Annotated in this window: 12 protein-coding genes; 9 read left to right on the top strand and 3 right to left on the bottom strand. The window is 71.9% G+C overall.

What is annotated here, in order from left to right; all coding sequences use genetic code 11:
- Nucleotides 1–113: 113 nt before the first annotated feature.
- Together ACWD5D_RS20885 and ACWD5D_RS20880 are read left to right on the top strand one after the other, a co-directional pair.
- Complete coding sequence (locus ACWD5D_RS20885; protein ID WP_451374221.1) at nucleotides 114–644, top strand: GNAT family N-acetyltransferase; 531 nt, start codon at nucleotides 114–116, stop codon at nucleotides 642–644.
- 121 nt (nucleotides 645–765) lie between these two features.
- A complete protein-coding gene (locus ACWD5D_RS20880; RefSeq protein ID WP_451374220.1) occupies nucleotides 766–2,469 on the top strand; it encodes a proline--tRNA ligase in 1,704 nt (567 codons plus the stop codon).
- Nucleotides 2,470–2,678: 209 nt separating this feature from the next.
- Here ACWD5D_RS20880 and ACWD5D_RS20875 read toward each other — a convergent pair whose 3' ends face one another.
- From ACWD5D_RS20875 to ACWD5D_RS20865, 3 genes are all read right to left on the bottom strand, one after another.
- Nucleotides 2,679–3,587 (bottom strand): aminoglycoside phosphotransferase family protein, encoded by a 909-nt coding sequence (locus ACWD5D_RS20875; protein ID WP_451374219.1) that lies wholly within the window; start codon nucleotides 3,585–3,587, stop codon nucleotides 2,679–2,681.
- A gap of 97 nt (nucleotides 3,588–3,684) precedes the next feature.
- On the bottom strand, nucleotides 3,685–4,188 hold the full coding sequence (locus ACWD5D_RS20870) for a ferritin-like domain-containing protein (RefSeq protein ID WP_451374218.1): 504 nt from the start codon (nucleotides 4,186–4,188) through the stop codon (nucleotides 3,685–3,687).
- A complete protein-coding gene (locus tag ACWD5D_RS20865; RefSeq protein ID WP_451374217.1) occupies nucleotides 4,185–4,709 on the bottom strand; it encodes a hypothetical protein in 525 nt (174 codons plus the stop codon). Before ACWD5D_RS20865 ends, ACWD5D_RS20870 begins: the two co-directional genes overlap by 4 nt.
- A 343-nt stretch (nucleotides 4,710–5,052) precedes the next feature.
- On the opposite strand from ACWD5D_RS20865, the gene rimP reads away from it, so the two are divergent.
- The 7 genes from rimP to truB all read left to right on the top strand — a co-directional run bounded on the left by rimP (nucleotide 5,053) and on the right by truB (nucleotide 12,073).
- A complete protein-coding gene (gene rimP / locus ACWD5D_RS20860) occupies nucleotides 5,053–5,562 on the top strand; it encodes a ribosome maturation factor RimP (protein WP_451374216.1) in 510 nt (169 codons plus the stop codon).
- Nucleotides 5,563–5,564: 2 nt separating this feature from the next.
- Complete coding sequence (gene nusA / locus ACWD5D_RS20855; protein WP_451374215.1) at nucleotides 5,565–6,551, top strand: transcription termination factor NusA; 987 nt, start codon at nucleotides 5,565–5,567, stop codon at nucleotides 6,549–6,551.
- 112 nt (nucleotides 6,552–6,663) lie between these two features.
- Nucleotides 6,664–6,960, top strand: a complete 297-nt coding sequence (locus tag ACWD5D_RS20850; RefSeq protein WP_451374214.1) for a YlxR family protein — start codon at nucleotides 6,664–6,666, stop codon at nucleotides 6,958–6,960.
- Between the two features lie 144 nt (nucleotides 6,961–7,104).
- Nucleotides 7,105–10,191, top strand: coding sequence for a translation initiation factor IF-2 (infB, locus tag ACWD5D_RS20845; protein ID WP_451374213.1), 3,087 nt, complete (start codon nucleotides 7,105–7,107; stop codon nucleotides 10,189–10,191).
- A gap of 188 nt (nucleotides 10,192–10,379) precedes the next feature.
- Entirely contained in the window at nucleotides 10,380–10,676 is a 297-nt protein-coding gene (locus ACWD5D_RS20840) for a DUF503 domain-containing protein (RefSeq protein WP_451374212.1), read from the top strand.
- Nucleotides 10,677–10,718: 42 nt separating this feature from the next.
- A complete protein-coding gene (gene rbfA / locus ACWD5D_RS20835; protein ID WP_451374211.1) occupies nucleotides 10,719–11,171 on the top strand; it encodes a 30S ribosome-binding factor RbfA in 453 nt (150 codons plus the stop codon).
- Nucleotides 11,168–12,073 (top strand): tRNA pseudouridine(55) synthase TruB, encoded by a 906-nt coding sequence (truB, locus tag ACWD5D_RS20830; RefSeq protein ID WP_451374210.1) that lies wholly within the window; start codon nucleotides 11,168–11,170, stop codon nucleotides 12,071–12,073. Before rbfA ends, truB begins: the two co-directional genes overlap by 4 nt.
- The last annotated feature ends 321 nt before the right edge of the window (nucleotides 12,074–12,394 follow it).

Below are 12,394 nucleotides of genomic sequence, written 5' to 3'. Positions count from 1 at the left end.
GCGCTGCCGCGGTTCTGCCCCGGCAATGCGGCGGCTCTTCTGCGGCTCTTCGGCGAAGGCGGTCTTCCAGATCTTCCTTCAGCACACGCCGGACCCCCCTGTACGCTCCCGCCATGGACCTCGTCATCGGCCCCCTGGACCTGTCCGCACACGTGGACGAGGCCCTGGCCGTCCAAGCCGTGGCCTTCGGGCTCGGCCCGGAGGAGGTCGCCGTACGCCGCCACATCGTGCAGCGCCACATGGAGTTCCCCGGCGCGCGAGCCCTCGGCGCCACCAGCCGGGGGAGCCTGGTCGGCTTCGTCTACGGCATGCCCAACAGCCGCACCCACTGGTGGTCCACCGTCGTGGAGCCCTACCTCCGCGCCCAGGACAACGACCAGTGGCTCGACGACTCCTTCGTCATCACCGAGCTGCACGTCCACCCAGGTCACCAGAACCACGGGATCGGCCGCCGCCTGATCACCACCATCACGGACGCCGCGACCGAACCCCGCTCGATCCTCTCCGCGATCGACACCGACAGCCCCGCACGCGGCCTCTACCACTCCCTCGGCTACGTCGACCTCGCCCGTCAGGTCCACTTCCCGAGCGCCCCCAGGCCGTACGCGGTGATGGGCGCGCCCCTCCCGCTGCGCCGCCCTTAGGGCACGTCGGCCATAACCGATTTCCGCCGGAACAGCCAGCCCGGCTAACCTCCATGCCATCACCTTCCCCCACTCTCGGCCGCGCTCGAGAGGGGTCCCCATCGGCAGGAGTACGAGAACCATGGCGAACGCACCGGTCCAGCGCATGTCCCAGTTGTTGGCGAAGACCTTGCGTGACGACCCGGCGGACGCCGAGGTCCTCAGCCACAAGCTTCTCGTCCGCGCCGGCTACGTCCGCCGCACCGCAGCCGGCATCTGGAGCTGGCTGCCCCTCGGCAAGAAGGTGCTCGCCAACGTCGAGCGCATCGTCCGCGAGGAGATGGATGCCATCGGCGCCCAGGAGGTCTCGCTGCCCGCGCTGCTGCCGCGCGAGCCCTACGACGCGACCGGCCGCTGGGACGAGTACGGCCAGGAGCTGTTCCGGCTCAAGGACCGCAGGGGCGGCGACTATCTCCTCGGACCCACCCACGAGGAGATCTTCACCCTGCTGGTGAAGGACCAGGCGTCCTCCTACAAGGACCTGCCGGTGATCCTGTACCAGATCCAGTCGAAGTTCCGTGACGAGGCCCGCCCCCGCGCCGGCATCCTGCGCGGCCGAGAGTTCCTGATGAAGGACTCGTACTCCTTCGACACGGAGGACGAGGGTCTCGCCAAGTCCTACGCCCTGCACCGCCAGGCCTACCAGCGCACCTTCGAGCGCCTCGGCCTCGACTACCGCATCGTCGCCGCCACCGCCGGCGCGATGGGCGGCTCCAAGTCCGAGGAGTTCCTCGCCCCGGCCGAGGCCGGCGAGGACACCTTCGCGGACTGCCCGAACTGCGACTTCGCGGCGAACACCGAGGCGATCACCTACGACCTCCGGCCGGTGGACGGCTCGACCGTGCCCGCGCTCGAGGAGATCCCGACCCCCGACACCCCGACCATCGAGACCCTGGCCGCCTCTCTCGGCGTCCCCGCCTCCGCCACGCTGAAGAACCTGCTGGTGAAGGTGGACGGCGAGATCGTCGCCGTCGGCGTGCCCGGCGACCGCGAGGTCGACCTGGGCAAGGTGGAGGCGCACTTCGCCCCGGCGACCGTCGAGATGGTCACCGAGGCGGACTTCGCGGGCCGCCCCGACCTGGTCCGCGGCTACGTCGGCCCGCAGGGCCTGGGCGAGAAGGTGAAGTACATCGCCGACCCGCGTGTGGCCCCCGGCACGGACTGGATCACGGGTGCCAACAAGGAGGGCATGCACGCGAAGAACGTCGTCGCGGGCCGTGACTTCGAGGTCGACGAGTACGTGGACGTCGTCGTGGTGCAGGAGGGCGACCCCTGCCCGAAGTGCGGCACCGGTCTGAAGCTGGACCGCGCCATCGAGATCGGCCACATCTTCCAGCTGGGCCGCAAGTACGCCGACGCCCTCAAGCTCGACGTCCTCGGCCAGAACGGCAAGCCCGTCCGCGTCACCATGGGCTCCTACGGCATCGGCGTCTCCCGCGCCGTCGCCGCGCTCGCCGAGCAGACGGCCGACGAACAGGGTCTGTGCTGGCCCAAGGAGGTCGCCCCGGCCGACGTGCACGTCGTCGCCGCCGGCAAGGCCCTGCAGACCGAGGTGGCCCTCGACGTCGCCGACAAGCTGGCCGCCGCCGGCGTCCGCGTCCTGGTCGACGACCGCGCCGGTGTCTCCCCGGGCGTGAAGTTCACCGACGCCGAGCTGATCGGCGTGCCCCAGATCCTGGTGGCCGGCCGCCGCGCCGGCGAGGGCGTCCTGGAGCTGAAAGACCGCAAGACCGGCGAGCGCGAGGAACTGTCGATCGAGGACGCGATCGCCCGCCTCAGCGCCTGACGGTCCGCGCCTGACGGCTCCGTGCCTGACGGCCCCGCGCGGGACGCTCCCACCGACGGCACGTGAACGCCGGCCGACCGCACCCGGTCGGCCGGCGTTCTTCGCGTGCCGCGCGACCAGGCGGCTCAGAGCCGGCGTCCGGACTCCCAGAGCCGGCATCCGGCCCCTCGAAGTCGTCATCCGGCCCCTCGACGTCGTCATCCGGCCGCTCAGAGCCAGCTCGCGAACTCCAGCAGCAGCTCGGCGTCCTGCTCCCGCCCCACTCTGCGGGCCCGTACTCCGGACTCCACGGCCCGGAACAGCGTCCATCCGCGCAGCCGCTCCTGGTCCACCTCCAGGGACTCGGCGAGCCGCTTGATCCGGCGCCGGGTGGTGACCGGGCCGGACGGCGTCGCGATCAGGTCCTCCACCCGGTCCCGTACCAGCCGCGCCAGATCGAACGCGCATTCACCGGCCACCGGGTCCGGCCCCACGGCCAGCCACGGCATCCGTTCCCCGGCGAGCACCTTGCTCTGCCGGAACGTGCCGTGCAGCAGCCGGTGTTCGGGCGGCGCGGCCAACAGCTCGGTGCGGGCCGCGAGCGCCGCGTCCACCAGTGCCGCCGCCTCGGGTTCGGTCTGCGCGCTCGCCCGCATCGCCTCGGCCTGTCGGCCGGTGCGCTCCGCCACCGTCTCGAACGGGTGGTCTGCGGGGGGTTCGACCCACAGCCGCCGCAGGGTACCCGCCGCCTCCAGCAGCGCCTTGGCCTCGGGCAGCGACCGCACCGAGACGTCTGGGTGCAGCCGCTCCAGCAGCAGCACCCCCTCGGCGGCGTCCTCGGGCCCCGTCTCCAGCAGCTGGACGGCGCCCAGGCCGCCCCAGTGCGCGAGCGCCGCCCGCTCGCTCTCCGGCCGGGCCCTGGCCGGGGCCAGCTTGAGCACCGCCGGGGTGTCGTCCGCACGCCGGACCAGCACCACCAGGCTGCTGCGCCCGCCCGGCATCTGTACCCGCTCCACGGTCAACTCGCGCCGGGCGATGGCCCGTTCGGCCGTCTCGGGCAGCCTCGCCAGCCAGTCGTCGCCGGCCGGTGCCGTCTCCCCGATCGCCCGCACCAGGCGCTGCGGCGGTTCGAAAGCCATGCGCGAGTCGTTCCCTTTCTCCTGATTACTCCCGGATTACTCCCGGATTTCTCCTGGATCCGCTGTACGGGCAGTCCCGTACGGGTGCTGTCGGGCGTCACGCCGTCGGCGACGCGGCACCCTTCGGAACCGTCGAACTGGTGGCACCGGCCCGTCCGGCCGTGTCACCGGCCCGCTCGGCGAGCCCAGGGAAGGCTACGCTCTCCCCGCTCCAGCGCACCGCCCGCACCGCTGACTCCCGCAGCGCACCAGCCGCCGAAGCGCGCCGCGCGCCGGTCGCCGCGCGCACCAGGTCCGAGTACACCCCGGCGACCCGCTCCTCCAGTTCGGCGGCGAGGCGCACCGCGGAGGCGGGGTCCGCCACCGGGAACGGCAGCGCGTAGGCGGCGTTGGAGGCCACCGGTTCGCCGCCCAGGTCGCGGACGTCGCGCATCAGCGCGTCCCGGCGGGCCCGGTGCGCGTCGTAGGCGGCCCGAGCGTCGGCGCGCCGCGGCCCGTCGATCCGGCCGCCGACGACGCCGTACCCGTACACCGCCGCGTGCTCGGCCGCCAGCGCAGCCTGCAGGGCGGTCAGTTCGGCTTTCCCGGCCTCGTCGCTCACTTGGCCCCCTCGGTCAGCAGGTATGCGTGCGCGGCCCCGGCAGCCGCCACCGACGCCATCAGCCGCGCCAGTTCGCCCGGCACCTCCAGCAGGTCCTTCGCCCTGCGGTCGGCGAGGGCGCGCTCGGCGGTGGCGAGCGAGGTGAGCGCGTCCTTCTCGGTCGTGGGCACGGCCGGCGCCGACGACGGTGAGGCCGTGCCGGAGGCCTTGGGGGACGGCGACCTGGTGGCCGTGCCTTCGCCGAACGCCTTCACGTGGGCCGCCACTTCGGTGCGCAGCGGCCGCAGCCGCTGTGTCAGCGCGGGATGGGCGCCGAGCACGGCGTCGTACCGCGTGAGCAGGTCCGCGCTGTCCCGCGCCGCGCGCGCGCGTGCCCGGACGGACACCGGCGAACTGCCGTCGCCGTACCCGGAGTCGGGTCCGGCCGAGCAGCCCATCAGCAGGGCGGCCCCGGCGGCCGAGGCGAGCAGGGTTCTTCTGCGCGGCCCCGAGGGGGTACGCGGCGGCGGGGAGTACGGCACGGCAGACGTCCTCGGGGCACTCGTACGAAGGGAAGACCGGGCGTAAGGAAGACCGGGGGCGGCACGCCCGTGATCACGGTACCCGCGCTTCCTCCGTACTCACGTCACCGGCTCGGCAGCCGGTCCGAAGGGCGCGGGGCTGTGGCGATATGCGCCTTGGCCCCGTGGGCGCGAGCGGCCCCGCACGATCCGCATCAGCCCGACAACCTCGGCCGCCCGGGCCCGAAGCCGCCCGGCCCCGCCGTAGGCCCACGTGGACGGCAACACTCCCCGCGACCGGATACCCTTTGACCAGACGCGCGACCCATCCCACAACAGCACACGCGGCCGAGGAGTCACCCGGATGAGCACCACCCAGAGCGAGAGGCTGCGAGAGCTGCTGGAACCGCTCGTCACCTCCCAGGGGCTGGATCTCGAAGAGATCGCCGTGGACGTGGTCGGACGCAAGCGGGTGCTGCGGGTGGTCGTCGACTCCGACACCGGAGCGGACCTGGACGCCGTCGCCGATGTGAGCCGCGCGCTCTCGGCGAAGCTCGACGAGACCAACGTGATGGGCGACGACGCGTACGACCTGGAGGTCGGCACCCCCGGCGCGGAGCGCGCCCTCACCGAGCGCCGGCACTTCGTGCGCGCCGTGGACCGGCTCGTGAAGTTCCAGCTGACCGAGGGCGGCGAGCTGGTCGCGCGGATCCTGGGCGTCGACGACGAGGGCCTGGACCTCGAGGTGCCCGGCGTGAAGGGCCGCAAGGCGACGAGCCGCAGGCTCGGCTTCCCGGACATCGTCAAGGCGCGCGTGCAGGTCGAGTTCAACCGCAAGGACAAGAAGGACATGAAGGAAGAGGAGGAGGCGTAGCTGTGGATATCGACATGAGCGCCCTGCGGGGCTTGGTCCGGGAGAAGGAGATCTCCTTCGACCTGCTGGTCGAGGCGATCGAGTCGGCCCTCCTCATCGCCTACCACCGCACCGAGGGAAGCCGCCGTCACGCGCGCGTGGAGCTCAACCGGGAGACCGGGCATGTGACCGTGTGGGCGAAGGAGGACCCGGAGGACCTCGAGGAGGGGCAGGAGCCCCGCGAGTTCGACGACACCCCGTCCGGCTTCGGCCGGATCGCGGCCACCACCGCCAAGCAGGTGATCCTGCAGCGGCTGCGCGACGCCGAGGACGACGCGACGCTCGGCGAGTACGCCGGCCGTGAGGGCGACATCGTCACCGGCGTGGTCCAGCAGGGCCGCGACCCGAAGAACGTGCTCGTCGACATCGGCAAGCTCGAGGCCATCCTGCCCGTGCAGGAGCAGGTCCCCGGCGAGACATACCCGCACGGCATGCGGCTGCGCTCGTACGTCGTCCGGGTGGCCAAGGGTGTGCGCGGTCCCTCCGTGACTCTCTCCCGTACGCACCCGAACCTGGTGAAGAAGCTCTTCGCCCTGGAGGTGCCGGAGATCGCGGACGGCTCGGTGGAGATCGCGGCCATCGCCCGCGAGGCCGGCCACCGCACCAAGATCGCCGTGCGGTCCACCCGTTCGGGCCTGAACGCCAAGGGCGCGTGCATCGGCCCGATGGGCGGCCGGGTGCGCAACGTGATGGGTGAGCTGAACGGCGAGAAGATCGACATCGTCGACTGGTCGGACGACCCGGCCGAGATGGTGGCGAACGCCCTGTCACCCGCGCGGGTGAGCAAGGTCGAGGTCGTGGACCTCGCCTCCAGGTCCGCTCGGGTGACCGTGCCGGACTACCAGCTGTCGCTGGCGATCGGCAAGGAGGGCCAGAACGCCCGGCTCGCCGCCCGGCTCACCGGCTGGCGGATCGACATCCGCCCCGACACCGAGCAGGTCGGGGAGTAGTCGGGGAATGATCCCGGCCGTCGGCCGCTTGGATCACGACAGGTACACGCGCGGCAACTGTTCGATCATTGCCCCAGACGGGTGAGGTCGGTACGGGGAGGTAGACTTAACGGTGTCTGGCCGGACGCACGCCGGAGCACGCCCTGAACGCACCTGTGTGGGGTGCCGGGAGCGAGCGGCCAAGGACGATCTACTGCGGATCGTGAAGATCGAGGACGAGTGCGTCCCCGATCCTCGCGGTACGCTGCCCGGCCGGGGTGCGTATGTACACCCGGCACCGGTCTGTCTCGACCAGGCGGTGCGCCGCCGAGCGTTCACGAGGGCACTGCGCGCCCCGGGAGCGCTCGACACAAAGGCGTTGCGCCGGTACGTCGAGCAGACGACAGTTGCTGAGCAGGCAACACCGTAAGACGTGCCGTACGCAACTCCGTACGGCCTGGTACCTCGCGAGTCGAAAGCAGGTCGAGATTGCGATGAGCACTCGATGAGTACGCGATGAGTACGCCCATGAACTAGCGACGGTCCGGCTTCACCCGGACCTCAAAGGAGCGAAGTGGCTAAGGTCCGGGTCTACGAACTCGCCAAGGAGTTCGGTGTCGAGAGCAAGGTCGTCATGGCCAAGCTCCAGGAACTCGGTGAATTCGTCCGTTCGGCGTCTTCGACCATCGAAGCGCCCGTAGTACGTAAGCTGACCGACGCCTTCCAGGGCGGCGGCTCCGGCAAGTCCACCGGGAAGCCCGCCCCCCGCAAGGCGGCCCCCAAGCCCGCCGCGCCCTCTCCGGCGCAGGCGGCCCGTCCGGCTGCTCCGAGGCCGGCGGCCCCCAAGCCCCCGACGGCTCCGCAGCCCGCCGCTCCGGCGGCGCCCGCGACTCCGTCGGCCCCGCTGACCCCCACGTCGGCGTCGCGTCCGGTCCCGGGCCCCAAGCCCGCGCCGCGCCCGGCCCCGGCGGCCCCGGAGTTCACCGCCCCGCCGGCCGCTCCGGCCGCGCAGGCCCCGCAGGCTCCGGCCGCGCAGGGTCCGCGTCCCGGCGCCCGTCCCGGTGCTCCGAAGCCCGGTGGCCGTCCGGCCGCTCCCGGTCAGGGCCAGGCCCGTCCGGGCCAGGGTGCTCCGCGCTCCGGTGGTCAGGCCCCGCGTCCCGGCGCCCGTCCGGCCGGTCCGCGTCCGGGTAACAACCCCTTCACCTCCGGTGGCTCCACCGGCATGGCGCGCCCGCAGGCGCCCCGCCCGCAGGGCGGACCCCGTCCTGGCGGCGGCCATGGCGGTCCCGGTGCTCCCGGCGGCGGTCCCCGTCCGCAGGCGCCCGGTGCCCAGGGCGGCGGTCCGCGTCCGCAGGGTGCGGGCGGTCAGCGCCCGACGCCCGGCGGCATGCCCCGCCCGCAGGGCGGCCCGCGTCCCGGCCCGGCCGGTCCGCGTCCGAACCCCGGCATGATGCCGCAGCGTCCCGCTGCGGGCCCGCGTCCCGGTGGCGGTGGCCCCGGCGGCCGCGGTCCCGGTGGCGGCGGTCGTCCCGGTGGCGGCGGCGGTCGTCCCGGTGGCGGCTTCGCCGGTCGTCCGGGTGGCGGCGGTGGCGGCGGCGGCTTCGCCGGTCGTCCCGGCGGTCCCGGTGCCGGTGGCGGCGGCGGCTTCGCCGGTCGTCCCGGCGGTCCCGGTGCCGGCGGCGGTGGCCGTCCCGGCTTCGGTGGCCGTCCCGGCGGTCCCGGTGGCCGCGGTGGCACGCAGGGCGCCTTCGGTCGTCCCGGTGGTCCCGCGCGTCGTGGCCGCAAGTCGAAGCGGCAGAGGCGCCAGGAGTACGAGGCCATGCAGGCCCCGAGCGTCGGCGGCGTGATGCTGCCGCGCGGCAACGGCGAGACCATCCGTCTCTCCCGCGGCGCGTCGCTCACCGACTTCGCGGAGAAGATCAACGCCAACCCGGCGTCCCTCGTCGCGGTCATGATGAACCTCGGCGAGATGGTCACGGCCACGCAGTCCGTCTCCGACGAGACGCTGCAGCTCCTCGCCGGCGAGATGAACTACGCGATTCAGATCGTCAGCCCCGAGGAGGAGGACCGCGAGCTGCTCGAGTCCTTCGACATCGAGTTCGGCGAGGACGAGGGCGACGAGGAGGACCTGGTGGTCCGTCCGCCGGTCGTCACCGTCATGGGTCACGTCGACCACGGTAAGACCCGCCTGCTCGACGCCATCCGCAAGACGAACGTCATCGCGGGCGAGGCCGGTGGCATCACCCAGCACATCGGTGCCTACCAGGTCGCGACCGAGGTCAACGACGAAGAGCGCAAGATCACCTTCATCGACACCCCGGGTCACGAGGCGTTCACCGCCATGCGTGCCCGTGGTGCGAAGTCGACCGACATCGCGATCCTGGTCGTCGCGGCCAACGACGGCGTCATGCCGCAGACGGTCGAGGCGCTCAACCACGCGAAGGCGGCCGACGTCCCGATCGTCGTCGCGGTCAACAAGATCGACGTCGAGGGCGCCGACCCGACCAAGGTGCGCGGTCAGCTGACCGAGTACGGCCTGGTGGCCGAGGAGTACGGCGGCGACACGATGTTCGTCGACATCTCCGCCAAGCAGGGTCTGCACATCGACTCGCTGCTGGAGGCCGTGGTCCTCACGGCCGACGCCTCGCTCGACCTGCGGGCCAACCCGAACCAGGACGCGCAGGGCATCTCGATCGAGTCCCGCCTCGACCGCGGCCGCGGTGCCGTGGCGACGGTCCTCGTCCAGCGAGGCACGCTGCGGGTCGGCGACACGATGGTGGTCGGCGACGCGTACGGCCGCGTCCGGGCGATGCTCGACGACAACGGCAACAACGTGGCCGAGGCCGGCCCGTCGACGCCGGTCCAGGTCCTGGGCCTGACCAACGTCCCGGGTGCGGGCGACAACTTCCTGGTGGTCGACGAGGACCGTACGGCCCGTCAGATCGCCGAGAAGCGCGCCGCCCGCGAGCGGAACGCGGCCTTCGCCAAGCGCACGCGCCGTGTCTCGCTCGAGGACCTGGACAAGGTGCTCAAGGCCGGCGAGGTCCAGCAGCTGAACCTGATCATCAAGGGTGACGCTTCCGGTTCGGTCGAGGCCCTCGAGTCCTCGCTGCTCCAGCTGGACGTCGGCGAAGAGGTCGACATCCGCGTCCTGCACCGCGGCGTCGGTGCGGTCACGGAGTCCGACATCGACCTGGCGATGGGTTCCGACGCCATCGTGATCGGCTTCAACGTCCGCGCGGCCGGCCGCGCGGCGCAGATGGCCGAGCGCGAGGGCGTGGACGTCCGGTACTACTCGGTCATCTACCAGGCGATCGAGGAGATCGAGGCGGCCCTCAAGGGCATGCTCAAGCCGGAGTACGAAGAGGTCGAGCTCGGTACGGCGGAGATCCGCGAGGTCTTCAAGTCGTCCAAGCTGGGCAACATCGCCGGTGTGCTCATCCGGTCGGGCGAGGTCAAGCGCAACACCAAGGCGCGCCTCATCCGCGACGGCAAGGTGGTCGCGGAGAACCTCAACATCGACGGCCTGCGTCGCTTCAAGGACGACGTCACCGAGATCCGCGAAGGGTTCGAGGGCGGTATCAACCTCGGCAACTTCAACGACATCAAGGTCGACGACGTCATCGCGACGTACGAGATGCGGGAGAAGCCGCGGGTGTGACACCCGACGGTGCGTGACGCTGGCCGGCGGGACTTCGGTCCCGCCGGCCAGCGGCCCTTTTCGCACCTCGCGGCGCTGCCGAAACCCTGTCGAGGCACCGACAGGTACGCGGTACCGTTCTTGGTGTCCCCGGCCCACACGGGCCCGGGGCCACCGATCCCGTACCGGCGGGTGAACCGGCTACACACATGTACGTGGGGACTCTGTCCTTCGACCTCCTCCTCGGCGACGTCCACTCGCTGAAGGAGAAGCGCTCCGTCGTCCGCCCGATCGTCGCCGAACTCCAGCGGAAGTACGCGGTGAGCGCGGCCGAGGTGGACCACATGGACCTCCATCGGCGGGCGATCATCGGCCTCGCGGCGGTCTCCGGAGACGCGGCACACCTCACCGACGTACTGGACCGGTGCGAACGGCTGGTCGCCGGCCGCCCCGAGGTGGAACTGCTGTCCGTACGACGGCGCTTCCACGGCGACGACGACGACTGACCACAGAACGCAAGAAGAAGAAAAAGAACGGGAGACGGACCAGTGGCCGACAACGCGCGGGCGAAAAGGCTGGCGGACCTCATCCGAGAGGTGGTGGCCCAGAAGCTGCAGCGCGGGATCAAGGACCCGCGGCTCGGCTCGCACGTCACCATCACGGACACCCGCGTCACGGGTGACCTGCGGGAGGCGACCGTCTTCTACACGGTCTACGGCGACGACGAGGAGCGGAAGGCCGCGGCCGCGGGCCTGGAGAGCGCCAAGGGCATCCTGCGCTCCGAGGTCGGCCGCGCGGCCGGTGTGAAGTTCACGCCGACCCTCACCTTCGTCGCGGACGCCCTGCCGGACACCGCCCGGACCATCGAGGACCTCCTCGACCGGGCCCGCCAGTCCGACGAGGCGGTGCGGGAGGCGTCCGCGGGCGCCGCGTACGCCGGTGAGGCGGACCCGTACAAGAAGCCGGGCTCCGAGGACGAGACGGACGACGCCGCCGAATGACCAGCAAGCCCACCCCGCCCGACGGCCTCGTCATCGTCGACAAGCCGTCGGGCTTCACTTCGCACGACGTGGTCGCCAAGATGCGCGGGATCGCCCGGACCCGCCGCGTCGGCCACGCCGGCACCCTCGACCCCATGGCGACCGGCGTCCTCGTGCTCGGCATCGAGAAGGCGACCAAGCTCCTCGGGCACCTCGCCCTCACGGAGAAGGAGTACCTGGGCACGGTCCGCCTCGGTCAGAACACGCTCACGGACGACGCCGAAGGGGACATCACCTCCTCCACCGACGCCTCCAAGGTGACCCGGGAAGCGATCGACGCCGGCATCGCCAAGCTGACCGGCGACATCATGCAGGTCCCGTCCAAGGTCAGCGCCATCAAGATCGACGGCGTGCGGTCCTACAAGCGGGCCCGCGAGGGCGAGGACTTCGAGATCCCCGCCCGGCCGGTCACCATCTCCTCCTTCACGGTGTACGACGTCCGGGACGCCGTCGCCGAGGACGGCACCCCGGTGCTCGACCTGGTCGTCTCGGTGGTCTGCTCCTCCGGCACCTACATCCGCGCCCTCGCCCGCGACCTGGGCGCCGACGTCGGTGTCGGCGGCCACCTCACCGCGCTGCGCAGGACGCGTGTCGGCCCGTACAAGCTGGACTCCGCGAAGACGCTCGACCAGCTCCAGCAGGACCTGAGCGTGATGCCGATCGCCGAGGCGGCCGCGGCCGCGTTCCCGCGCTGGGACGTGGACGCCAAGCGTGCCCGGCTGCTCACCAACGGCGTGCGGCTGGAGATCCCCGACGAGTACGCGGGCGCCGGCCCGGTCGCGGTGTTCGACGCCGAGGGCCGCTTCCTCGTACTCGTCGAGGAACACAAGGGCAAGGCGAAGAGCCTCGCCGTCTTCGGCTGACCGGGACCCGGACCGGTCGCCACGAGACGCTGTCTGTCCGTGGAGCGGCGGCCACGGGATACTGCCACTGCCGCCGCTCCACGGTCCCCCCTCGGTTCCCCCACCTCTAGGGTGTGTCGGGACGCCCCCACCTATTCACCCGTCCGGGCAGGCGCTCGGAGTGAACCGGGGGAGCGGAGGGGGGCGCTTTCACATCGGGCCCTGTCCCGCTGATCACCGTGCACCTACCGTCGAAGAGGAGGGCGCGGGTGCAGGGGCGGGGAGGTGCGGCCATGACGGGACGAGACCGACGGCCCGAAAGCGGTCACCGAACACCGAGGG

The organism is Streptomyces sp. NPDC002520, from assembly GCF_053595235.1.
Note: the sequence above shows the minus strand (reverse complement) of the source record. Positions and strands in the feature narration are given on the sequence as shown.

What these genes read in the sequence shown, in the direction of transcription:
- ACWD5D_RS20885 (WP_451374221.1), top strand. Translation starts at nt 114, where the DNA reads ATGGACCTCGTCATCGGCCCCCTGGACCTGTCCGCACACGTGGACGAG.
- ACWD5D_RS20880 (WP_451374220.1), top strand. Translation starts at nt 766, where the DNA reads ATGGCGAACGCACCGGTCCAGCGCATGTCCCAGTTGTTGGCGAAGACC.
- ACWD5D_RS20875 (WP_451374219.1), bottom strand. Translation starts at nt 3,587, where the DNA reads ATGGCTTTCGAACCGCCGCAGCGCCTGGTGCGGGCGATCGGGGAGACG.
- rimP (WP_451374216.1), top strand. Translation starts at nt 5,053, where the DNA reads ATGAGCACCACCCAGAGCGAGAGGCTGCGAGAGCTGCTGGAACCGCTC.
- ACWD5D_RS20840 (WP_451374212.1), top strand. Translation starts at nt 10,380, where the DNA reads ATGTACGTGGGGACTCTGTCCTTCGACCTCCTCCTCGGCGACGTCCAC.
- truB (WP_451374210.1), top strand. Translation starts at nt 11,168, where the DNA reads ATGACCAGCAAGCCCACCCCGCCCGACGGCCTCGTCATCGTCGACAAG.